Source organism: Nocardia sp. NPDC046473, from assembly GCF_040645995.1.
In the GTDB taxonomy this organism is placed as follows: domain Bacteria; phylum Actinomycetota; class Actinomycetes; order Mycobacteriales; family Mycobacteriaceae; genus Nocardia.
On sequence record NZ_JBEYZJ010000010.1, the window covers coordinates 213,079 to 235,331 of the forward strand.

The following is a 22,253-nucleotide window of genomic DNA, read 5'->3' on the forward strand; positions in this document are numbered from 1 at the left end:
TCGATGGTGTGCCATGGCCGTTCTCGGGGAAACGCCAATCGATTCGGCTAGCTGATTGGAAAGCCTTATGAATATCAGAAAGTTCGTAGCAACAGCAGTTCTCACCATCGCCGCAACAGGTGTCGCCGCCGCTACCGCACACGGTGAGGCGCAGGTGGCCGATGCCGCGTTCAGCGGTGTCGATCAGGGCGTCGCGTACACGGCGGCGGTCGCGCCCGACCACTCGAGCGCCACGCTCACCCTCGCCGCAGGCAAGTTCGTGCTGACGCCCGATCAGGGCATCTCCGTGGTGGCGCCGGACGGATCGCTGGTCGCCAACGTGCCGACCACGATGCAGTCGGTGTCCGGCCAGCAGGTGCGGGTGGCGCCGGAAGTCAACGCCAGCGCAACCACTTTGACGCTGACGCCGGTCGGTGCCGCGACCCCGGAAATGGGGGCGCCGCAGTTCATCGGTGACGCGGGTACCACCGTGGCCGGAGTGTTGATCGGCTGCGCGATCGGGTTCTTGATCGGGCTGATCTTCGCCATTGTCGGCGCTATCCCCGGCTGCATCATCGGTGGAATCATCGGCGGCATCGCGGGTGCCAACCAGCCCTGACAGGTAATTCCGGATAGTAGCGACCCGGCCGTGATCGGCGAATTCCATCGATCCGGCCGGGCTTCACTTTATCGCCGAATTCCGGTGGGCCGAGGTTTCATTGCCGGCCGGCCGCGCGGCGAAATCGCTCGGCGGTCGCCAGCAGTTGCGCGGCGAGCTCGGGGGCGTCCACCACCTCGAAATCGACATCGGCCACACCGAGATAGCACGTGCGCAATCGCGGAAGACAGCCTTCCGCGATTGGTTCCGTGCACCAGGTCCCGGCACCCGCCGGGATGACGGCTCAGCCGACGACGGCGTTCATGATCGTGCCCGCGCTGGTGGCGACGACACCGCCGATCATCGCCCCGGCGATCATCTTCGGCGAGTCGAGCGGACCACCTTGCCACTTTTCCCACGCGAATCGTCCACCGGCGTAGGTGATTCCGCAGACCCCGGAGAGCAGCACCAGCCAGGTGAGGTAGCGGACCATCTGCAGGATCTTGTCCGAGACCGGCGGCGCTTCCGGCGTCGGATTGCCGATCTGCGCGAGCAGGGCGTCGTGCACAGCGAAGATGACCATGAATACGCTCGCTTCGGGGTCGATGTGACACCTGCGAGCGGTGCCACTGGCGCGTTGTCTGGGTGATAGCCATGCTTGTACCGGACAGTATGTGCGGCGCCGACGATTTCGTGGAGCGTACGGAAGAACCTGTCGGGAATGTCCGATCAGCGGTGGGGGCGCAAGGTTTCGTGCCGCGTCGCCGCTGCCGCAGCGGTGTCGCTGAGGTGCGCGAGCACGAAGGGAACCGCCACCGTTTCCAATCCTTGTGGAACGTCCAGCACCGGGTGCACATTCACCTCGAACACCGCGCCTCCTCGCTCGGGTACCAGATCGACGCCGCCGAACGGTAGCCCGACCGATGCTGTGGCCCGGATGGCGAGCTCGCGGAGGTGCTGGGGCAGGGCGTCGGGTGCGAGCACGGTGGAGACCGCGCCCTGCGCCTCGTTGCAGGGGGCGTCCGGGTTGCCCTGCACATGCTCACACACCCGCAACACCCGCTCGCCGAGCACGACGACGCGGTATTGGTGGCGGCGGCCGTGCTCGTCGAAGTTGTGTGCGTCGCGAGTGAGCAGCCAACTGCTGCCGGTCTTTTGGTAGCGCTCGAGCACTACGAGCAGTTGCGCCTCGGTGGTCACGTGCCAGACGTCGCGCCCGCCGAAGCCGATGATCGGCCGGGTCCACACGTCGCGGCCGAGCTGCTCGAAGGCAGCCAGCGCCGCGGGCCAGGTGGGGCGGTCCACTGCGAGCGATTCGGCTTGTGGAATGCCTTCGGCCCGGAATCGATCGACCGTGCACTGTTTGTCGGTGGCGTTTCGCCAACCTCGCGCATCGGCACCCAGACAGGGGATGTCGCTCTGCGCGACAGCTGCTTGAAAGCGGGTGAATCTGTGCCGATCACCCGGCGGTATTTCATAAATGACGAGGGCGGAGGGTTGCACCTCGATGTTCTCGGACGGCACCACAAGCGTCGGCTGAACGCCGAGTCGCAGCACCCCATCGCCGCCATCGTAGAAATGTCTCGCATCGACAATCAATGGCGTAGCGCCGGTGACCAACTCGACCGCGCGCGCGAGCTGCGCGGAGCTACCTTCGGTGGAACTGTGGTCGGTCATTACGACGATGTCGCTGGTATTCCTCATCGTGCACCACCGTCCTGCAGCAGGGGCGAATCCACTATCGAGACAGCGTCACTCCGCGTCGGCGCAGCGAAACCGGTTCCGGCGCAAGCCGACTACTCGGCGACCGGGACCGATGCCACACCGGCCCGATCGACACCCTACCGGACCGCAAGTGCTGCGAAAGCCGAACGGCCGCAACGGAAGTGTTGGTTCAGGAACCCGGCGAACGCGCGACCCGGAAGCCCACGTCGTCCAGCCGCAGCGTCGGATGGCTGCGGCGGCGCACCGACGCGCGGCAGCTCCAGTGTTCGTCGAACCAGCCGCCACCGCGCAATACCCGGTAGGAGCCGTAGATTTCGGCGTCGTAGATGTCCCAGCACCAGTCCCAGGTGTTGCCGAGCATGTCGTACAGGCCCCAGGCATTGGGCCGCTTGCCGCCCACCTCGTGCATGTGCTCGGCCGAATTACCCCGGTACCAGGCGATTTCGTCGAGCTCGCCGTAGCGCGGGCCGGTGCTGCTTGCCCGGCAGGCGTGCTCCCACTCGGCCTCGGTGGGGAGTCGATAGCCGTCGGCGGTGTTGTCCCACACGGCGTTCTCGTCATCGAGGCGATACGCCGGTGTCAGCCCCTGCTGTGCCGACAGGGCATTGCAGAATCGCAGCGTTTCCCACCAGGAGACGCTGTCGACCGGCAGTCGGTCGCCTCGGCTGCTGCTCGGCCGCTGTCCGGTGACCTGCTCGTACTGTTCCTGGGTGACCGGGACTGCCGCCAGCTGGAATGGTGCGACGGTCACCGACCAACTGCGCTGGGTCCGCCGATCCGACAGCGTCACCGTTCCCGCCGGGATGGTGACCAGCACGGTCAGGCTCGCGTCTCGGAAACCGGCTCGTCGCGTTCCATGGCGGGCCGCACCGGATCGGGGAACACGAATTTGCGCATGGCCCACCAGCGGAAAACCGTGGCGAGCAGGGTGCCGATCACGGTCGCGCTGATGAAGTCGGCGATGTTTTCCGTCAGCACCGAGACATGCGGGGTGCGCAGCTGGAAAAGGTAGCTCGACACGGCGAGCGGCAGCTGGTTGATCACCATGCCGACGCTCGCGACCAGGAAGAACAGGGCCGCTTCATGACGGCGCTCACGTCCGCCGCGCGCGGTGAACGCCCACTCGCGGTTCAGCACGTAGGAGACCACGGTGGCGATCAGCACGGCGACCACGTTCGCGGTCACCGGCTTGCCTTCCAGCACAGTCCATTTCAACCCGAAGAAGAGCACCATGGTGGTGACGAAGGCGATCGCTCCGACGGTCAGGAATTTCAGCAACTCCGCGTTCCGCACGAACATGGACAGCATCCGGCTCGGCACGCGAGCGGCGACGATCTGGGCCAAGAACATCGGGACAGGTTATCCGAGGAGCAAATCGGCAGTAGCGGGCGGACCGTTGCCGGGTGGCGGCCCGCGGGCGAATTCTTGGTGCGCGGCAGGTGACGGCGAGCGGAACAGTTTGGGCACGGTTCGGCGGCGGTGTTGCTAATTCGTTATCTGCGAACGGCTTTCGGACGGCGATTCGAGAGGAAGATCGTTCCCGTGGTGCTCGTACAGATGCAAGAGCGCCCGAGCTCACCGGTTGCGGCGTCGCTCGGTGAGCCGAATGCGCGGAAGTATGAAAGCCTCATGTATCGAGGCAGGGGCCCAGAGGAAATCACTCGGACACCGGTCGGCACGACCCGCGGGGCCTCAGCTGTCAGCTGAGGCCCCCGCAGTGCATCAGGGCCCGAATGCCGGGCCGGTCCAATATTCGGGGTCACGCCCGTAGTCGGGAGTGGTGTACGCGCGGTCCCACGGAGCGTCTGGGGCCAGCAGTTCCCGCCACGGGGCGACTTCCACGTACAGGACGCGCATGGCGTTCAGTGAGCCGTAATGCAGCGCCGGGCCGTCGGTGGTGACGGCGTCGTCCGGCACGGCGACCTCGAAATTGCGCTCGAGGGCGGCGCGCACGGTCGCCTCGACGCAGACATTGGTCTGCAGCCCCGCGACGACCAGGCGATGGACGCCCAGGTTGCGTAGCAGTGGCTCGAGTTCGGTGTACGCGAAGAAGCTGTGCCGGGTCTTGACCAGGACCAGGTCGCCCTGGTGCGGCGCGACCGCGTCCATGATCTGCGCCTTCCACTCCCGATGCTCGGTCGACAGCTTCGGCACCAGGTGCCTGTGCTGCTGCAGGTGGCGGCGCGGGCGCGGGCCGGTGCCGACCAGCCCGGTCTGGCCGGCCATCATGCGGGAGTAGATGAGCGGGAGGTCACTACTGCGGGCGTGCGCCGCGAGGTCGGCGCATTCGCGCACGACCTCGTCGAGGCGCCAGATCGGCGGCCAGCCCAGTGCGTCGCGGACGCCGTCGTCGGCGATATAGGTGTTCTGCAAGTCGAGCATGAGGACGGCGGTCTCGATCATCGGTGTCCTCCGCGTGCGTCGAGGGATCCCTTCCTTCGAGGGTAAGGACTTCGCGGCGGGTGACGTCGAGAAACGGGCGTAGCGGATCGATCAGACGCCGGGCGGCGCTTGCGATGAAGCACAAGGGATCTGACGCGGCGTGCCAGGATCGAGGGCCTGTAGAGCGAGTGCGGCGACGGTCGGGTCGACCGAGACGGAGAGGTGACCGGCCAGGTTCACCGGGCAGATGTCTTGCAGCACAATGTTTGTCGCGTTCGGGGCGGTTCGGACGCCGCTGGTGTAGGGCTGAACCTGGATGTCGGTGGTGGTAACGATGTTGGTGTAGTGCACGTTCGGCGCGTAAACGCCGCTGGCCTGCAATCGATTGATGAAGTCGGATCCGGTCCGCAGCTCCGCGCAGGCGGCGCAGGTGGGGTCCAGTGACGCGTAGAGGTCGCCGTGCAGACCGAGGATCGACAGCGGAGAATCGAGTGGATCGGTGATGGCGGTACCCGCCCAGATCGGGGCCAGGTTGATTGCCTGGTCGACGGCTGCCGCCCCGCCCAGGAACTGTAGATATCCGGCGCTGACCAGGGTGCCCTCGGACCAGCTGAGCAGATCCACCCGATCGGTTCGCGTGGCGGCCCGCACCTGATCGACGAATTGCTGTAGTTCCGAACTGGATTCGTCGATCGGCGCCCGGCCGCCCACGCCCGCCGCGATGCCGCGATCGGTCGGATAGACGCCGTAGGTGAGCGCGTAGACGCAGTACCCCTCGTTCGCCAGTAGCGGAGCGAATGTCTGCCAACTGTTTTCGCCGTTGCCGCTGAGGCCGTGTACCAAGACGACGGGCCGCGGATGGGCCGCCGACGGGACGCATCCCCAGTTGTTGGCGCCCGGCGGTGCGCCGGGTGGGGCGGTGGTCACGCTCGCGGAAACCATGGCGGACAAGGAATATGGCACCGGTAGTGGGTCGGCGGACGCATTGCCGAGAGTCAGCGGGAGGAGGGTGGCCGTGATGAGCATTAGTCGACGCATTACTGCTTACTTCCTTCGATAGAGATCCTCGTTCAGGCGATCGGCGGGTGTTCAGCCGTACTCGACGGGAGCTCCGATCTCGACGATGACGCCATTGGGGTCGCGGACCACGGCGACTCGCTGCCCCCACGGCCGTGTGGTCGGCATCAGCGCGCTGTCTGCGCCTGCCGCGAGTGCGCTGAGGTAGGCCTCGTCTACCTCAGTGGTCTCGAGAAATACCCGAAAAGCGTTGGCAGGCCCAGGTTCCGCGAAATCCTCGATCTTCTTCCAGTGTTCGATAGTGAGGCTCGGGGCCGACGGACCCGGCGTCCACACGCCCCGCCCGAGCACCACGAAGGTGCCATCGGGGTCCGCGAACACCGTGCCCAGCCCGAACGCCTTTTCGTAGAACGCCGCCGTCGCGTCCACGTTGTCCACCATCAGGGTCACTCCACCGAAGTGCATGGTCCGCCTCCTCTAGAGAACTTCCAGCTATTTGGTAAGAAGGATTACCATATGTGAATGATGGCGTTCTTGCTAGTGTTCGGGGCAAAGTGGCGCCTGGCGGTGGCGGGAGTGACCAGCAGAGTGCGCCATCGTCGACACTGACTGGTCACAAGCGGCTAATTGATGGCGAATGCGATCGCTCGAGATCGCCCACTGTGGACAGCCGTCGTGCTTTCCGTCGCTGGGCGCGGATCGACATCTGTGACGGACGGCGAATCTGTTGCAGCAGAAAGCGATATCTGCTGATCGAACCGCTGTTTGTGAGGTGGCCGAAGGCGGGCCACTGCGCCGATGCTGGGCCCTTGGCGTCCGCGGTGGTTCAATCGCTCGATGCGTGGTGACGAGATCATCGGTCAGTGGAGTGTGGAGGCCGGGTATCACAGCTCGATGGAGGACGAGCAGTTCGTCTTCTGGGATGACGGTGTGGGGTTGGTGGAGTACGCGCGGCCGGGGGCGAATGAGTGTGTGCTGTTCCGTTGGGCGCGGACCGCGATACGGGCAGTGCGGCTCGAACCGTATCGGTGCGTCCGGCGCGACGGCGGTGTGGTTGCGGATGATGATGTGCCCGAGGTGGTCGAGATCGGTTATCGGATCGCGCGAGAGAAGCGGCCGTTGATCGGTGAGGTGCTGCCGGTGCTGTATCTGCCCGCTCCGTTCGCGGCGACGCCGGACGGCGGGTACGGGCTGATCACACGGGAACCGGCGGTGTATTTCACGAACACGCGGCGTGCGAGTTCGTGAATCGAAGCATCGCGCCTCGCCGGCCCGCACGCGCTGGTGTCAGACAGGGGGTGTACTCATCCGCGCCGAGGGCGAGATCATCGGCGCGTTAGGTGTCGGGGTCGCTGTCCTCGCGGCATTGGAGCAGCCGCGGCTGTTTCTCGAGGACGTGCGGACGTTCTTCCGCGGCCATCGAGGTTGGGCCGCAACAGGGATCGGCGCACGCCGATCCCTACCCGCCAGGGATACGTCACAGCGCGTAGTGCGGATTTGTGTCTACGGACGGATGTCCGGGCGCGCTCGGCGGCCTACCGTTTCGCTATGACATGGAATGAGCTGGGCGCGAGCAGATTCGTGCTGCTGACGACGTACAAGAAGGACGGGACACCGGTGGGGACGCCGGTGTGGGTCGCGCCGGACGGGGATCGGATCGTCGTATGGACCAATCCGACGACGTGGAAGGTCAAGCGGATCCGCCGCAACTCGGACGTGACGTTGCAGGAGTCCGATGCCCGCGGCCGCCCGAAAGCTGACGAGGTGTTCGTGGGTACCGCCACGGTCCTCGATGCCGACGGTACTCAGCGGGTGCGCGACCTGGTTTCGCGCAAGTACGGGATCGTCGGCACGCTGGTTATCAAGCTGCACAAGCTGTTTCGTGGCGCGGACGGGTCCATTGGCCTCGCTGTCACCCGGCGATCGGCCGTCGGCGAGTAGCGGTCAGGCGGATTCGGCCAGGCCTGCGGCGCGCCAGGTGTCGGCGAGGTCCTGGAGGGGGAGGTCGAGGGTGAGGCTCAGGGCGACGACGGTGCCGAAGGCAGGGGAGGGGAGGCGGCCGGTTTCGATCTTGCGCAGGGTTTCCGGGGAGATGCCTGCTGAGCGGGCGACTTCGATGAGGTCGCGGTCGGCGCGGGCGGCGCGCAGGGCGGTGCCGAGGCGGCGACCTGCGTCGATTTGAGCCGGAGTCAACGGGAGGCGGACCATGGGCTCAGGGTATTGGTGGTATTTAAATACCGCAAGTGTGCGCTGGGTGAGCGGTCGGGGGCGTAGTCGTGATCGGCGGCTCTGCTGGCATGGCAATCCGGCTCGGTAAGAGCGTTGGTAAATTAGTCATGTTCTTACGTAGATATGCGCATTAGTTGCTGAATTTTTGACGCCCAAGGTTGCGTCGCAGCCCGTCGGTGCCTGCACATACCGCTCTGGACAGGGAAGGGTTGGTATTAAAATACCAAATGGGCTACGTTGGTATAAAAATACCAAGGAAAGGGATGCTTATGGTGGAGCTGAAGTCGCCGGACGAGATCGAGCGGATGCGGGTGACCGGCCAGTTCGTGGCCGAGGTGCTGGGGGAGTTGCGGGAGCTTGCGCGCGTCGGGGTCAACCTGCTGGAGCTGGAAGCTCATGTGCGCGAACGGATCAAGCAGCGCGGCGCGGAATCGTGCTACTGGGACTACTCGCCGTCCTTCGGGCGCGGCCCATTCCGTAATACCGTCTGCCTCTCGGTCAACGACGCTGTCCTGCACGGACTTCCGTTCGACTACGCCTTGCGCGACGGCGACGTGCTGACCACCGACCTGGCCGTCGGTATCGACGGTTGGGTGGCGGATGCCGCGACCACCTTCGTGGTCGGTACTGCCGCGGAGGAGGATCTGCGCCTGGTCCGGGCGACCGAAGAGGCGCTCGCCGCCGCGATCGCAGTCTCCTTGCCCGGCAACCACATCGGCGACATCTCCGCCGCGATCTCGGCGGTCGCCCGTGACTACGGCTACCCGGTGAACTCCGAATTCGGTGGTCACGGACTGGGGCGCACCATGCACGAGGATCCACATGTCGCCAACGTCGGCCGACCGGGCCGCGGCTTCCGCCTGCGCCCCGGCCTGACCATCGCCATCGAGCCCTGGTTCGCCCGCACCACCGACCGGATCGTCACCGATCCCGACGGCTGGACCATCCGCTCCGCCGACGGCTCCCGCACCGCCCATTCCGAACACACCATCGCCATCACCGAGAACGGGCCCGACGTACTGACCCTGGCCCCGGTGAAAGCCCAAGGTATGCAACACCATTCGTAAGCAAGCGAACCTCGCCACCTGCGCACAGCCGCACCCGCTCTCGGGATCTGTACCCTCCGGCCGCTGCGGATCCTGGGAAGGCGTGCGGCTGTTGGTCGCGGCCGACGGGCCCGGCCTGTGTCGGGCGATCGGCCGTTGTGATCGGGTCTCGGGATCGCCACTTTTCGCGTCGGTCCTACCGAGTGCGGCTGACGCGCGACTGTTGGTCACGGCTGACGGGCCCGGACAGTAAGGCGTGACCGGCCACCGTGATTCGCGCTACCGGAGCGGTGTTCGCTCACCCCTCCGGTCGCAGTCGCTGCGGCTCAGTCGGTTTCGCCCAACCACTGCTCTAGATCGGTCGCGATCCGGAGGTGCTTGTCGATCGCCACGCGATCCTCATCCGACAGGTCGAGTTCGGCGATCTCGGCGCGTAACTCGGTAACGCGCTGCCGTTCATTCGCCGCTACCGCCAGCTCGATGAGTTCGGCCAGCGCGTGCGCTTTGTCCACCGGAGCCGCCGTGGCGCCGAAGCGACGCAGCCCGGACTCCAGCGCCCTGCGGGCCGCCGTGTCGTCGAGCTTGGAGTAGCGCAGGATCCGGGCATTGTCCAAAGTCCGTTGCAGCCCTTGGAGTTCGCGCGATCCGCCATAGTCCGGGTCGGGTTCGTCGCGCACCACGTAGACGACCGTGTTGCCGACCGGGTCGACCACGGTGAACCTGGTCTGGCCCGGTCGGAACCTGGTGATGCGCGGCAGGCCGCTGGCGGGCACGCGCCCGAAGCGTTCCCGCAACGCGGCACTGAACTGTTTATGCAGCTCGGCTACTTCGTCGACGAAGACCACGCACGACACGTAGCACTCCTCGGCAGTGCCCTTGTCTTTCGGGGTGGGGCCGAAATGCAAGGAGTAACCATTGCGGGCCACAGCACCGTAGTTGTAGGGCCGAGTCTGCTCGGCGGTCACCTCGTAGCCGAGGGTTCTGTAGAAGTCGAGTGTTTCGGGCAGGTCGCCGCTCCACATCATCGGCACCGATACGTCGCCCATAAAACCTCCCCATACCTGCGGTAATCAATTTTGACTACCGAAGATTAGGGCGGTCGCGACCCAGAAGTCAAGTTTGACTACTATGGAATTTTCCTATCTGAAGGAGGCTCGTCCATGTCGGCTGTGCGCCTGTTGGTGCTGGGGGTCATGCGCTTGCGTCAGCCCACCTACGGCTACGCGGTGCGTCGCGAATTGCTGTCCTGGCGTGCCGAAACATGGACGAACGTCAAGCCGGGGTCGATCTATCACGCGCTGAAACAGCTGACGCAAGAAGGAAAGTTGAGCGCCTTCGGCACGGAAGGCAGCAGTGAGGGCCCTGGTCGCACGCTGTTCAACCTCACCGATGCGGGCGAGGCCGAATTCCGCAAGCTGATGGACGAGGCCCTGGTCAGCATCGACATGGAGGAACTCGGCGCGGGCATCGCGTTTATGGACGCGCTGCCTCGCGCGCACGTCATCGAGAAGCTGCGCGAACAGCGCAGGCGCAGTGACGAGGTCCGCGCCGGCCTGCTGGAGATGATCCCGACCTTCCCCGGCGGCCGCCACGAGCCGCCGCACACGACGGACCTCCTGGAACTGTGGAGCAGCGTCTTCGGCAACCTCACCGACTGGACCGACGGCGTGCTGGCACGGCTGGAAGCCGGCGAGTACCGAATGTCCGAATAGCCGACACCCCGATACGCTGCCCTCATGACGAACACGCTGGGGGCCGTCGGCAAGGCCGATTACGTTCTGCTGACCACGTTCCGCAAGGACGGCACACCCGTCGGCACAGCGGTATGGGCGGTCGCCGACGGCGACAAACTCTACGTCTGGACCGTCACCGACAGCTGGAAGGTGAAGCGCCTGCGCCGCAACACCGACGTCACCGTCCAGCCATGCAACGTCGCAGGCAAAACCCGCGGTGAGGCGATCGCAGGCACCGCCCGCATCCTCGACCAACCCGGCACCGACCGCGTCCGCAAACTCCTCATGCGCAAGTACTGGCTTATGGGCCCCCTCACCATCCTCGGCAGCAACCTCCGCCGCGGCAAAAAAGGCACCATCGCCATCGAAATCACCCTAACCCCGTAACAAACCACCACACCGGTCCCCCCAAACCCGCTGTGCCAGCCAGACACTCGGCGTACGTCCGCTGCCAGGATGGTCGTGAGACACCTGGTGTCCAGCCCCGAAATCGCCTAGTTGACCCCAGAATCCGCACTCTCTCTCGGGATCAGCACCGACTCTAGGGCCCTATTCCGAGTGCCGATCCCAAGACAGAGTGCAGATCCGAGGCAATCCGGCCCGCAACCCGCAACGGCCGGTGGCGACCGGCACCTCCTCGTCGGTAACTGCCGAACTCACAGAGCGTCCACACCTTTCACAGGGTGCTGAGCTGCTGTGAAGGGTATGCACCCCCTGTGAACGCCCTTCCCGCCAACGGGTTTCGCCACGCCGAAGCCCGTGAGGTGCAGCCACAAGCCGGATCGCCACGCGAGAACCCATCCGGACACCCACCGTGTCAGCCCCACCCCCGCTGTACTGAGTGAGCGGCCGACACAAACGGTGCCCGGAGGTTTCTTCACCACCCCGGAAGCCGAGATTCACTCAATATCGAACTCCCGCAACGCAACCACAGCCAGATGACCACCTCGGAAACGTGACACCACGCACCTGACGCACACCTAAAGCCGGGTACCCCACCCGACGCGCCCAGCACTACTCACAGGAAAACGTGGATAGGTCTTCAGCTCAATGGACTGCTCACCGCATGGAGTCCTAAGCAGCACTTGCCCGGATAGGTGCACCTTTGCGGGGTCTCTCAACTGTACTGATTCGGGTCCGTGTACAGAGAGACCTCCGATAGTCTGCTGCCCCAGAGGTTTTCGACAGCTCATCGGATGACCGGAGTGGTGCTGGGCACGTCAGGTGGGGTACCCGACCTTCTCTTCCGCAGCCTGTGATGGGCAGCGTGTGAGTTCCAGCGTGAAGACTGGCTGTGGTGCTGTTCTCGAGATTTATCGTGATCGAGACGAGTCAAATGGTTGTTGGCGCAATCGAGTCGAGTCAAATGGTTGAACTTGGAGATCAACTAACGACCATTTGACTCGACTCGATATAGGTCACGTTGCTTGGCTGACCGATGACATGTGGAAGTCCGGGATTCGTAAGGGGGGCATGGCGGTTCGGGTGAACCAGTCCTTCCACTCGCGGGGGAGGGTGATCTCGGTGGCGCCTGCTTCGGTGGCTCGGCGGAGTAGGTCCAGGGGGCTCTCGTTGAAGCGGAAGTTGTTTACTGCGGCGGTGACTTGGCCGTTTTCGATGAGGTAGACGCCGTCGCGGGTCAGGCCGGTGAGGAGCAGGCTGGCGGGGTCGACCTCGCGGATGTACCAGAGGGTGGTGAGTAGCAGGCCGCGTTCGGTGCGGGCGATCATCTCGTCGAGGGTGGCGTCGGAGCCGCCGGTGAGGAGCAGGTTGCCGCCGGGAACCGTAGCGGCGGTGTCGAATTCGGCGGCGGTGGCGCGCGGGTAGACCAGTGATTCGATGACGCCGTCGCGGACCCAGTCGACCCGTTCGGCGGACAGTCCGTTGTCGAAGACCGACATCGCTTGCGACGATGAGAATGTCGCGACGAACGGACGATATTCGAGGCCGGGCGCGGTCGGGTCGGAGTACAGCGTCAGCGGAATGTCGGTGAGCCGCTCGCCGATTCGAGTGCCGCCCGCGCGGGAGAACGCGGTGTGTCCCTCGTGCGCGCCGCGCCCTTCCATCTCCCAGTTCATATAGATCATGAGATCGGCGACGGTGGAGGGCGGCATCAGTGTTTCGTAGCGGCCCGCGGGCAGCTCGACCTTGCGCTTGGCCCAGTCCAGCCGCCGGGACAGCTCGGTGAGCAGGCCCGGCACGTCGACATCGGTGAAATCGGCGGTGCCGACACCCACCCACGCGCTCGCGAGATCGGTTCCCGCGCCACGCTTTCCGTTGATTTCCACCGAACCGGTCGGCTGCACGAAGCGACGCCGCAGTCCGGTCGAGGTGCCGAGCCAGGTGGTGTGCACCGTGTGGTGGGCGAAACCGTAGAGCCGGTCGCTGCCGTCGAAACCGGTGGACAGGTCGCGGGCGAGCGAGGTGAACACCTCGATCCCGGTGCTGCCCGGCGCGGCCGCCCAGTCGTCGGCGGACCCGTCCGGTGCCAGCAGCGGCATCGCGTCCCTGGCCGGTTCGGCGGTGCGGGCCGCCTCCTCGCTCTTGCGTACCACCGCTTCGATATCGCCGGGGTCGACGCTGGTGGAGCCGATGGTGCCGACGCGCGCCGCCTGCGGTCCGTCGCGGAAGATCGATACGACGGCCCAATCCCGCGACACCGACGACCCATTGGTCGTCATCGAATTCCCGGCCCAGCGCAGCGAGGCGTCATGCGCGTCGGTGACGATCACGATCGCCTCATCGGCGCGGGACAACGCGAGCGCCCGCTCGACAACCTCGCCGGCGGCGATAACAGTCTGCGCGGTCACTGCTCCGCCTCGCTGGCGCTCGGCTCCGCAGCGACCGATGGTGCTGTGTTGGTGGTGCCCTCGCTACGCTCGGTCACTGGCCCGCCTCCGTCCGGGTGTTGAGAATGTTGATGCCGCGCACCAGAACCGACGGACATCCATGACTGACCGCCGCCACCTGCCCGGGCTGCGCCTTGCCGCAATTGAACGCGCCGCCGAGCTGCCAGCTGGACGGCCCGCCGACCGCCTCCATCGCGCCCCAGAAGTCGGTGGTGGTTGCCTGGTAGGCGACATCGCGCAGCTGCCCGTCCAACTTGCCGTCCCGGATGCGGAAGAACCGCTGCCCGGTGAACTGGAAGTTGTAGCGCTGCATGTCGATCGACCAGGATTTGTCGCCGACGATGTAGATCCCGTTGTCGACCCGGGAGATGAGCTCCTCGGTGCTGGTGTCACGCTCGGGGTCGGGTTGCAGCGACACGTTCGCCATCCGCTGGATCGGCACGTGATGCGGGGAGTCGGCGTAGGAGCAGCCGTTGGAGCGGTCCAGGCCGAGGCGCGGCGCGAAGACGCGGTCGAGTTGGTAACCGACCAGGATGCCGTCGCGCACCAGGTCCCAGCGTTGTCCGGCGACACCCTCGTCGTCGTAGCCGACGCTGGCCAGGCCGTGCTCCTGGGTGCGGTCGCCGGTGACGTGCATGACCGGCGTGCCGTATTTCAGCGAGCCGAGCTTGTCGGGTGTGGCGAACGAGGTGCCCGCGTAGGCGGATTCGTAGCCGATGGCGCGGTCGTATTCGGTGGCGTGGCCGATGGATTCGTGGATGGTCAGCCACAGGTTGGTCGGATCGATCACGAGATCGGTCGGGCCGGGGGTGACGGTCGGCGCCTTCACCTTTTCGGCGAGCCACTCGGGGATGCGCGCGAGTTCGCCCTGCCAGTCCCAGGTTCCGTCGGCGCCGGTGACGTACTCCCAGCCGCGACCCACCGGCGGCGCCAGCGTGCGCATGGTTTCGAACACGCCTGCCGAGGAGTCGACCGTGGTCGCCTCGAACTGCGGGTGCAGCCGGACCCGCTGCTGGGTGATGGACGAACCCGCGGTGTCGGCGTAATAGGTCTGCTCCTTGACCTGCAGCACCGACGCGGTGACGTGGTCGACGCCGTCGGAGCCGGACAGGCGGCCCGAATAGTCCTGCAGCAGTGCGACCTTGTCGGTGGTCGACACCGTGAACGGGTCCAGGTCGTAGGCCGAGACCCAGTGCACGTTGTCGTAGATCGGCTCGTCGGCGAGCAGCACGCGTTCGCGGTTGAGCGCGCGCAACGTGGTCGCTACGGTTACCGCGCGCCGGGCCACGTCCGCCGCCGTGTCCGGCGTCAGCGCGGCGTGCGAGGCGAAGCCCCACGTGCCGTCGACGATCACCCGGACCGCGAGGCCGAGCTCCGCGTTGTCGGTGATCGACTCGACCCGCCCGTCGCGCAGCCGGATCGACTGGGTGACCAGTCGATGCACCCGCAGGTCGGCATGTTCGGCGCCCGCCGCCTTTGCCGCGGTCAACGCGGCCTCGGCGAGCGCGGCCAGTGGGAGGTCGAGGAACTCGGCGTCCACATCCTTGGAAGTCGCGATGCTCACCCGGTCCAACCTAGTCGGTTCCATCCGAGAGCACTTGCGCCCGCCCCGATTACACGCCGTGCGAGTTTGCAGTGGATGCAAACAAGCACGAAATGCGCAGTGGCACACCAGGAAAGAAGGGGCATGAGCGGGGAGAACGGCACGCGCGAAACCGCCGCCTACCGCGTCTGCCTCGCGAAATGCCGTACTGTGCCCGCCGTGCCGCCATCCGCCCTTCGTGACCGCAAACGCGAACGTACCCGTCGAGCCCTGCTCCAGGCAGCCGTAGAGCTTTTCGAAACGAGAGGCTATGAAGAAACGACGGTGGCCGACATCGCCGCCGTCGCCGATGTCGGGACCCGCACCTTCTTCAACTACTTCGCCAGCAAGGAAGAACTGCTCTTCCCGGAGACGGACGAGCGGGTGCGGGCCGCGGTCGCCGCGATCGGCAGCAGGCGACCGGGGGAGCGGCCGGTCGAAGTGTTGCTACGGGCGTTGCGCGCGGCCGGGGACAATCCCGGCGAGCATCTCGTCGACGATCTGAACGCGCGGATCGCCGCGCTGCGCGCGCAGGTGTCGCGCACCGTGCCGTCGGTGAGTGGCCGGGCCGCGCACGCGCAGCTGGTCGCGCAGCGGGAGATCGCGCGTCAGTTGCACATCGCGTTTCCGAACGAACTGGACGAGGTCGGCGCCGCGGCGCTGGTCGGTGCGGTCGTCGGCGCCGTGTCCGGCGCGCTCACCGTGCTGTTCCAGCAGCCGCTCAACGGCGCGGAGGACGGGGAGCGGCTACACCGGCGCATCCACGAGACCACCTCGCGAGTGCTGAAGCCGTGGCTCGCCTCGCAGGTGGAAACGCGCGGCTGATCAGCCGAACTGCTGCCAGCCCAACCGGATCACCATCCCGATCACCACGACCAGCAGCACGACGCGGACGAACTTCGCGCCATTGCGCAACGCCATGTGCGAGCCGACGATCGCGCCCGCCACATTGCCGACCGCCATGGCCGCGCCGAGCGCCCAGATGATGTGGCCGGTCGCGCCGAGGAAGATCAGCGCGCCGACATTCGAGCCGCAGTTGATCACCTTCGCCATCGCTGCCGCGCGGACGAACTCGGTGCCGAGCAGGGTGGCGAAGGTGATGATGAGGAACGTTCCGGTGCCGGGTCCGAGCAGGCCGTCATAGAGTCCGATGAGGCCTGCGGCCAGCGCGATCGTGAGGATGAACTTGCGCCGCGTCGGCGCGTGCGTGGCGAAGGTGACGCCGATCGATGGACGCAGTGTGACGAACACCGCGACGGCGACCAGCACCACCATCACGATCGGGATGAACAGTTCGCGATCGATCAAAGACACGGCGGCAGCGCCGATTCCGGCCGTGACCGCTGCGATCGCCGCTGCGGGCAGCAGTACCCGCCAGCGCAGCGGCACCTTCTTGGCGAAGGTCACCACGGAAGCGGTGGTGCCCGCGACCGCGGCCAGTTTGTTGGTGCCGAGTGCGGTCTGCGGTGCGATGGTCGGTGCGACGAGGAACAGGGTCGGCAGGATGATCAATCCGCCGCCACCGACGACCGCGTCCACCCAGCCCGCGGCCGTCGCCGCGGTCAACAACACCGCCCAATCACCGATCTGCACGTTCGACAGCCAACCAGACCACGTGTCCAGTACCAGTCAGCGGTCCAGTATCGCCGCACGCCTCTTGGTGCGCCGCACCTGAAATCGCATCCGATTTCAGGTGCCGGAAATCAGAAGCCGTGCGGCGATACCGGTCGCGGTCGGGCCTGGTGTGTGCGGTGCGGGATCCGGTGGAAAGTGATCGCGTCGCGTGGGCGGGTGCCGGGCGATACCGTCCGGTCGACCTAGGCTGAAGCGGTGCGTCGGTTCAGTCTGTGGCTTCGCGGGAAGCCCATCGTTGCGGATTCGATGCTGGCGCTTGTCCTGCTGGTGCTCGAAGTGCTCGGGGCGACCAATGCGGAGAACAAGGGCGCGGCGATCGCGATCGGGTTGTTCCTGCCGCTGCCCGTGGCGTTCCGGCGGGTGTATCCGCGGGCGATGGCGGCGGTCTCGTTGTTGCTGTCGTTCACGGCGACGGCAGTGCAGTACGTGGTCGGCGACGAGAAGGTCGAGCACATCACGCTGTTCAGCCTCGGCATCATGCTGTACACGTTGGTCGCGTATGTCGGGCGGCGGGACGGACTGTGGTTCGGGGTCGGACTGGTCGCCGACAGTGGTCTGTCGGCGTCGGCGGGCATCGTCGCGCCCAGCGATCTCATCTTCACCGCGATGTTCTTCGCACTGTGCTGGACTCTGGCCGAATTCATCGGCGCGCGGCATGCCTACGACACCGAGGTTGCGGCGCGGCTCGCGGTCGCCGACTACGACAAGGAACGCCGCGCGCACGACGCGGTCTCGTCCGAGCGCACCCGCATCGCACGCGAGTTGCACGACGTGGTCGCCCACGCGGTGAGCGTGATCATCGTGCAGGCCGACGGCGCGAGGTACGCGTTGCGCCGCGATCCCGACGCCGCCGAACAAGCCCTCGGCACCATCGCGGGCACCGGCCGCGAGGCGCTGCGCGAACTCCGCAGGACCGTCGCGCTACTGCGCACCGAACACGCGCCCGACCAGTTGCCACAACACGGGACCGCAGGCTTGGCGAAGGTGGTCGAGATGATGCGCGGTACCGGCCTCGCCGTCGAACTCGAACTGACCGGCGAGCTCGACGACATCGCCCCCGAGGTCAGCCTCGGCGTGCACCGCATCGTTCAGGAATCCCTCACCAACACCCTGCGCCACGCCGGCCCGCACCCGAAGGCCTGGGTCCAGGTGCGCCGCCGCGACACCGACGTCACCATCGACATCACCGACACCGGCGGCGTCCCCCTCGACGAACCCGCCGTCCGCATCAAGGGCGGCGGCATGGGCCTGGTCGGTATGCGCGAACGCATCGCCGTCCTCGGCGGCACCCTGGAAACCGGCCGCGCCGCCGACGGCGCCTGGCGCGTCCAGGCCACCATCCCCCTCGAACCCGGCTTCCCGGAGTAGTCGTCCCGCGGACAAATCCGCCCGCCGCGCAGCCACCGGCGTCCCGCGCACGAAATCGCCAGCTGATTCGTGCGCAGCAGGCGAAACGGCGCACGTGGCCGCCACTGCACTGGGTGGCACGCGAATTCGTCCCGCTGCACGCGTGTTTGTCCGCCGCGCGTGAATCCGCTCGCCGCGTATGAAATTGCCAACGGATCTGCGCGCGGCAGGCGAAATGGTGCGCGGCGGTCACCGTGTTGGGCGGTGCGCTCGGGGTTGCGTGCCGCGTGCATGCTGGTTCGCCGCGCATGTGTCGGGGCGCTGCTTGTGGAATTGCCAGCTGATTTGCGGGGCGGTTGGTGCGGAGGTGCGCGGGGTGGGGTGCGGGGGTGGGCACGTTAGATTGGGGGCGTGCCGATCACCGTTCTCGTTGTGGATGACCAGGAACTCATGCGTATGGGGTTGAAGATGGTGCTCGGTGCGCACCCGGATATCGAGGTGATCGGGGAGGCGGCCAATGGGGCGGCCGCGGTCAGCCGGGCGGCGGAGTTGCGGCCCGATGTGGTGTTGATGGATGTGCGGATGCCCGTGGTGGACGGGGTGACCGCGACCGCGCGGATCGTCGAGGCCGGGCATGGTTGCCGGGTGCTCGTGATGACGACCTTCGATCTCGACGAGCACGCACTCGGTGCGTTGCGGGCCGGTGCGAGCGGGTTCCTGTTGAAGGACACGCCGCCGGAAGACCTGATCTCCGCTATTCGCAGCGTCGCCGCGGGGGATGCGGTGGTGTCGCCGAAGGTGACCAAGCGACTGCTGGACCGGCTCATCGCCGAGGATCCGGCGCGTATGCGCGACCCGGGTGTGCTCGATGTGCTCACCGCTCGCGAGCGTGAGGTGCTGGAGCAGATCGCCGCGGGTCGCTCCAATGCCGAAATCGCCGAGCAGCTCTTCCTTTCCGAGGCCACGGTGAAGACCCACGTGGGTCGCGTGCTCACGAAACTCGGTCTGCGCGACCGGGTTCAGGCTGTGGTGTTGGCCTACGAGACCGGACTGGTCCGCCCCGGCGGCTGACGGATTCTTCTTGCGCTGGATCGAGAATCAGGAACCCTACGGCGCTGCAACCGAATTGGCCGGCGCTGAGCATCCGCACCGTACGGGGCGCCCTCCAGTCGTGTGCGTCGCCGGCGTCGTAACCGGTGCTGCACCGAGGCGGGCAGCTGGCGTAACTACCGACCGGAAATCAAGGAGGTCGCACCCAACCGGGGCGGTCTCCTTCTTCGTCGGCGTGTCTTTTATGCGTCCTGATCAGGCTTTTTCGTATTGCCTTCATTAGCGAACTTGTTCGTAACGAACATGTTCGTTACGATGAAGTCATGCCAACCGAGCGACATGGACCGCGAAGCCGCCGCGAGCGGCCGGCGAAACCCGCACTGACCCGGCCGGGCATCATCGCGACGGCCGTCGAACTGATGCGGGCCGAAGGTCTGGAGCGGGTCACCATGCGACGCCTGGCGGCCGAGTTGGATACCGGACCTGCCTCGCTCTACGTCTACGTCCGCAATACCGCCGAACTGCACGCGGCGGTCCTCGACGACATGCTCGGCGCGGTCGACCTCACTCCGGTCGCCGCAACGGGCAACTGGCAGGACCGGCTCGTGCAGGTGCTCACCTCGTACACGAAGCTGCTGTTCGACAACCCTGGCCTCGCGCAATCCGCTTTGGTCGCGCGCCCATCCGGCCCCGGCTACCTGAACCTCCTCGAAGCGGTGCTCGCACTGCTGAACGAGGGCGCCGTCCCCGATGGACGCGCGGCTTGGCTGTGCGACGTCCTGCTGCAGTTCGCCACCGCGACCGCCGCCGAACAAGCCACCCGAGACGACAACGCCGAGGCCGAGCAGGAAATGGACGTGCTCGTCGCGGCCATCCGCAATGCCTCGGCCGAAACCCACCCCAGGATCGCGACTTTGGGCGACGACCTGGTGTCCGGCCCCGGCGCCGACCGCCTCGACTGGGGCTTCCGACTACTCATCAACGGCGCGATACACACACCGCGCCCCACCGAAAAGAAACGTTAGGAATGCCATGTCCGAACACCATCCCATCGCCGTAATCGGCGCGGGGCTCAGCGGCCTCGTGCTCGCCCGCGTCCTGCACGCGCACGGAATAGCAACGGCCATATACGAACTCGATGCCTCACCGGACGTCCGCAATCAGGGCGGCATGCTCGACATCCACGTCGAATCGGGCCAAGTCGCGCTGCACGCAGCCGGACTGTTCGACGAGTTCACCGCCCTCGTGCACCAGGGCGGTGAGGAAATGCGCATCATCGACAAGCGGGGCACCGTCCGCATGGCAGAGTCGGGCGAGGGCGGCGGCCGGCCCGAGATCGACCGCAACGACCTGCGTCGCCTGCTGTTGAACTCGCTGCCCGACAACATCATTCGCTGGGGAGCCAAGGTGACCGCCGCGCGTGCGCTCGGCGACGGCAGGCACGAGGTGACCCTCGCCGACGGCGCCACCTTCACCACCGACCTGCTGATCGGCGCGGACGGCGCCTGGTCCAGGATCCGCCCGCTGCTGTCCTCGGCCACCCCGAACTACACCGGCGTCTCGTTCATCGAATGCGACCTACCCGACGCCACTGGCCATCCCGCCACCGCCGAATTGGTCGGCGGCGGAATGATGTTCGCCCTCGCCGACCACAAAGGCCTACTGACGCACCGGGAAACCGACGGCTCCGTGCACACCTACGCCGCCTTCGCCGCGGCAGCGGACTGGCTGGACAGCATCGACTTCACCGACACCGCGGCGGCGAAAGCCGCAGCCCTGCAACACTTCCAGGACTGGGACGACCGACTCCGCGCCCTCATCGGCGACGCCGCCGCCCCACTCGTTCCCCGCCGGATCAACGCGCTGCCGATCGGCCATCGGTGGGACCGTGTCCCCGGCGTCACGCTGCTCGGCGACGCCGCCCACCTGATGTCCCCATTCGCGGGCGAGGGCGCCAACCTCGCCATGCTCGACGGCGCGGAACTCGCCACGGCCCTCGTCACCCACACCGATATCGAGCGGGCACTGCACGCTTACGAAGCAGCCCTCTTCCCGCGCAGCGCCGAACTCGCCGCCGGTTCCGCCGAAAATCAGGCCCTGATGTTCGGCCCGGACAGTCTGGAGAAGCTGATCGCGCAGATGGCCTCCTACCGTGAACCGGTCGCCTGAGTCGGATCTCAGCGGGCTCTCAGGCGGATTCGGGAGAAAATCGGCGCCGCCGGACGTTGCAACCAGTAGATCGTCCGAAAGGATCGCCATGCCCGCCCTTGTATTCGTCCTCTACGTGATCACCGAGATCATCGCACTGGTCGCCGTCGGCCAGTGGCTCGGTGTGATTCCCGCCATCCTGCTGCTGATCGCCGGATCCGCCGCGGGCATGCTGCTGATCGGTTCGCAGGGTCGGCGAGTGTTCGAGCAATTCCGGCGCGCCGGGCGCGGCGAGATCGCGCCGGGCACCGCGGTCGCGGATGGCGCACTCGTCGCTGCGGGCGGGTTCCTCATGTTCGTGCCCGGTCTGGTCACCTCGCTGTTCGGCCTGCTCCTGCTGTTGCCGCCGACCCGGATGCTGGTGCGGCCGGTGGTCACCGCGTTCGCCGCGCGCCGGTTCGGCAAGCTGGCCGCCGCGGTCCCGTATCGGGGTGTCGTGATCGACGGCGACGAAGTGGTCGACGGCGTCGTGGTACAGCAGTGGTACGACGACGGACAGGGCAACGCGCACCGCGCGATTACCAAGCCATAGTTTCGCTATTACCAACGAGTAGTAAAGGCACGCGGGCGCGCTAGGGATCCGCGCGAATCGGGACTATGGTGGCGCGATGGCCACCGAGCAACTCACCATCACGGTGAGCGAGGAGCTAGCCGCAGCGGTCAAGAAAGCCGCGGCAGCTGCCGGACAGTCGATTTCTGGGTTCACCGCAGCGGCGCTGCGGCTGGAGCTGATCGCCGTCGAAGCAGGGTGTCGATCCGGGTCGCACCTAGGCCCGTCGCAGTTCGCGGAGGTGATGACGGTGCTGGCGTGCCCGGAGGACACGGTGCCGCACGCCGTACTGAACGGCTGACCTGAACACCTGAATCAGGCAT

25 protein-coding genes are annotated in these 22,253 nt (G+C 66.4%); 13 read left to right on the forward strand and 12 right to left on the reverse strand.

The features are described 5' to 3' along the window. Nucleotides 1-67 precede the first annotated feature (67 nt). On the forward strand, nucleotides 68-598 hold the full coding sequence (locus ABZ942_RS34135; protein WP_357389399.1) for a hypothetical protein: 531 nt from the start codon (nucleotides 68-70) through the stop codon (nucleotides 596-598). A gap of 283 nt (nucleotides 599-881) precedes the next feature. On the opposite strand, the gene ABZ942_RS34140 is transcribed toward ABZ942_RS34135, so the two are convergent. The 7 genes from ABZ942_RS34140 to ABZ942_RS34170 all read right to left on the reverse strand — a co-directional run bounded on the left by ABZ942_RS34140 (nucleotide 882) and on the right by ABZ942_RS34170 (nucleotide 6,166). Beyond that, a complete protein-coding gene (locus tag ABZ942_RS34140; protein ID WP_150404621.1) occupies nucleotides 882-1,160 on the reverse strand; it encodes a hypothetical protein in 279 nt (92 codons plus the stop codon). Between the two features lie 146 nt (nucleotides 1,161-1,306). Next, nucleotides 1,307-2,281, reverse strand: coding sequence for a hypothetical protein (locus tag ABZ942_RS34145; RefSeq protein WP_357389401.1), 975 nt, complete (start codon nucleotides 2,279-2,281; stop codon nucleotides 1,307-1,309). Nucleotides 2,282-2,471: 190 nt separating this feature from the next. Next, complete coding sequence (locus ABZ942_RS34150) at nucleotides 2,472-3,116, reverse strand: formylglycine-generating enzyme family protein (protein WP_357389870.1); 645 nt, start codon at nucleotides 3,114-3,116, stop codon at nucleotides 2,472-2,474. 5 nt (nucleotides 3,117-3,121) lie between these two features. Beyond that, nucleotides 3,122-3,652: a GtrA family protein gene (locus ABZ942_RS34155; protein ID WP_357389403.1), complete on the reverse strand. Its 531-nt coding sequence runs from the start codon at nucleotides 3,650-3,652 to the stop codon at nucleotides 3,122-3,124. A gap of 372 nt (nucleotides 3,653-4,024) precedes the next feature. Then, complete coding sequence (locus tag ABZ942_RS34160) at nucleotides 4,025-4,705, reverse strand: cysteine hydrolase (RefSeq protein ID WP_357389405.1); 681 nt, start codon at nucleotides 4,703-4,705, stop codon at nucleotides 4,025-4,027. 90 nt (nucleotides 4,706-4,795) lie between these two features. Next, nucleotides 4,796-5,722, reverse strand: coding sequence for an alpha/beta fold hydrolase (locus ABZ942_RS34165; protein ID WP_357389407.1), 927 nt, complete (start codon nucleotides 5,720-5,722; stop codon nucleotides 4,796-4,798). 51 nt (nucleotides 5,723-5,773) lie between these two features. Beyond that, nucleotides 5,774-6,166 carry a VOC family protein gene (locus ABZ942_RS34170; RefSeq protein WP_357389409.1) on the reverse strand — a complete coding sequence of 131 codons (393 nt, stop codon included), beginning with the start codon at nucleotides 6,164-6,166 and terminating at the stop codon, nucleotides 5,774-5,776. Nucleotides 6,167-6,538: 372 nt separating this feature from the next. Between ABZ942_RS34170 and ABZ942_RS34175 the strand changes: the two genes are divergently transcribed. Then, nucleotides 6,539-6,949: a hypothetical protein gene (locus tag ABZ942_RS34175; protein ID WP_357389411.1), complete on the forward strand. Its 411-nt coding sequence runs from the start codon at nucleotides 6,539-6,541 to the stop codon at nucleotides 6,947-6,949. Between the two features lie 300 nt (nucleotides 6,950-7,249). Further along, nucleotides 7,250-7,642 carry a PPOX class F420-dependent oxidoreductase gene (locus ABZ942_RS34180; protein WP_357389413.1) on the forward strand — a complete coding sequence of 131 codons (393 nt, stop codon included), beginning with the start codon at nucleotides 7,250-7,252 and terminating at the stop codon, nucleotides 7,640-7,642. Between the two features lie 3 nt (nucleotides 7,643-7,645). Here the strand turns inward: ABZ942_RS34180 and ABZ942_RS34185 are convergent, their stop codons facing one another. Continuing rightward, a complete protein-coding gene (locus ABZ942_RS34185; protein WP_357389415.1) occupies nucleotides 7,646-7,909 on the reverse strand; it encodes a helix-turn-helix transcriptional regulator in 264 nt (87 codons plus the stop codon). 290 nt (nucleotides 7,910-8,199) lie between these two features. On the opposite strand from ABZ942_RS34185, the gene map reads away from it, so the two are divergent. Beyond that, nucleotides 8,200-8,997 carry a type I methionyl aminopeptidase gene (gene map, locus ABZ942_RS34190; RefSeq protein WP_357389417.1) on the forward strand — a complete coding sequence of 266 codons (798 nt, stop codon included), beginning with the start codon at nucleotides 8,200-8,202 and terminating at the stop codon, nucleotides 8,995-8,997. A gap of 305 nt (nucleotides 8,998-9,302) precedes the next feature. On the opposite strand, the gene ABZ942_RS34195 is transcribed toward map, so the two are convergent. Beyond that, nucleotides 9,303-10,022 carry a glyoxalase gene (locus ABZ942_RS34195; protein ID WP_357389420.1) on the reverse strand — a complete coding sequence of 240 codons (720 nt, stop codon included), beginning with the start codon at nucleotides 10,020-10,022 and terminating at the stop codon, nucleotides 9,303-9,305. A gap of 114 nt (nucleotides 10,023-10,136) precedes the next feature. Here ABZ942_RS34195 and ABZ942_RS34200 point away from each other — a divergent pair, with 114 nt between their 5' ends. Further along, a complete protein-coding gene (locus tag ABZ942_RS34200; protein WP_357389422.1) occupies nucleotides 10,137-10,688 on the forward strand; it encodes a helix-turn-helix transcriptional regulator in 552 nt (183 codons plus the stop codon). Nucleotides 10,689-10,712: 24 nt separating this feature from the next. Continuing rightward, the gene (locus ABZ942_RS34205; protein WP_357389424.1) at nucleotides 10,713-11,096 is read left to right on the forward strand and encodes a PPOX class F420-dependent oxidoreductase; all 384 of its coding nucleotides are present in this window, start codon (nucleotides 10,713-10,715) and stop codon (nucleotides 11,094-11,096) included. Between the two features lie 1,031 nt (nucleotides 11,097-12,127). Here the strand turns inward: ABZ942_RS34205 and ABZ942_RS34210 are convergent. Together ABZ942_RS34210 and ABZ942_RS34215 are read right to left on the reverse strand one after the other, a co-directional pair. Next, nucleotides 12,128-13,519, reverse strand: coding sequence for a metallopeptidase TldD-related protein (locus ABZ942_RS34210; protein WP_357389426.1), 1,392 nt, complete (start codon nucleotides 13,517-13,519; stop codon nucleotides 12,128-12,130). A gap of 73 nt (nucleotides 13,520-13,592) precedes the next feature. Further along, nucleotides 13,593-15,116, reverse strand: a complete 1,524-nt coding sequence (locus tag ABZ942_RS34215) for a TldD/PmbA family protein (protein ID WP_357389872.1) — start codon at nucleotides 15,114-15,116, stop codon at nucleotides 13,593-13,595. Nucleotides 15,117-15,245: 129 nt separating this feature from the next. Here ABZ942_RS34215 and ABZ942_RS34220 point away from each other — a divergent pair, with 129 nt between their 5' ends. Next, nucleotides 15,246-15,965, forward strand: coding sequence for a helix-turn-helix domain-containing protein (locus tag ABZ942_RS34220; protein ID WP_357389428.1), 720 nt, complete (start codon nucleotides 15,246-15,248; stop codon nucleotides 15,963-15,965). Here ABZ942_RS34220 and ABZ942_RS34225 read toward each other — a convergent pair whose 3' ends face one another. Continuing rightward, nucleotides 15,966-16,733: a TSUP family transporter gene (locus ABZ942_RS34225; RefSeq protein WP_357389430.1), complete on the reverse strand. Its 768-nt coding sequence runs from the start codon at nucleotides 16,731-16,733 to the stop codon at nucleotides 15,966-15,968. 237 nt (nucleotides 16,734-16,970) lie between these two features. Between ABZ942_RS34225 and ABZ942_RS34230 the strand changes: the two genes are divergently transcribed. The 6 genes from ABZ942_RS34230 (at nucleotide 16,971) to ABZ942_RS34255 (ending at nucleotide 22,231) form a co-directional block, all read left to right on the forward strand. Continuing rightward, entirely contained in the window at nucleotides 16,971-18,143 is a 1,173-nt protein-coding gene (locus tag ABZ942_RS34230; protein ID WP_357389433.1) for a histidine kinase, read from the forward strand. A 390-nt stretch (nucleotides 18,144-18,533) separates the two neighbouring features. After that, nucleotides 18,534-19,193 (forward strand): response regulator transcription factor, encoded by a 660-nt coding sequence (locus ABZ942_RS34235; protein ID WP_357389435.1) that lies wholly within the window; start codon nucleotides 18,534-18,536, stop codon nucleotides 19,191-19,193. Between the two features lie 302 nt (nucleotides 19,194-19,495). Continuing rightward, nucleotides 19,496-20,197 (forward strand): helix-turn-helix domain-containing protein, encoded by a 702-nt coding sequence (locus ABZ942_RS34240; RefSeq protein ID WP_357389437.1) that lies wholly within the window; start codon nucleotides 19,496-19,498, stop codon nucleotides 20,195-20,197. Between the two features lie 7 nt (nucleotides 20,198-20,204). After that, on the forward strand, nucleotides 20,205-21,341 hold the full coding sequence (locus tag ABZ942_RS34245) for an NAD(P)/FAD-dependent oxidoreductase (RefSeq protein WP_357389439.1): 1,137 nt from the start codon (nucleotides 20,205-20,207) through the stop codon (nucleotides 21,339-21,341). A gap of 88 nt (nucleotides 21,342-21,429) precedes the next feature. Then, nucleotides 21,430-21,912, forward strand: coding sequence for an FxsA family protein (locus tag ABZ942_RS34250; RefSeq protein WP_357389441.1), 483 nt, complete (start codon nucleotides 21,430-21,432; stop codon nucleotides 21,910-21,912). A 76-nt stretch (nucleotides 21,913-21,988) separates the two neighbouring features. Beyond that, entirely contained in the window at nucleotides 21,989-22,231 is a 243-nt protein-coding gene (locus ABZ942_RS34255) for a hypothetical protein (RefSeq protein ID WP_357389443.1), read from the forward strand. The last annotated feature ends 22 nt before the right edge of the window (nucleotides 22,232-22,253 follow it).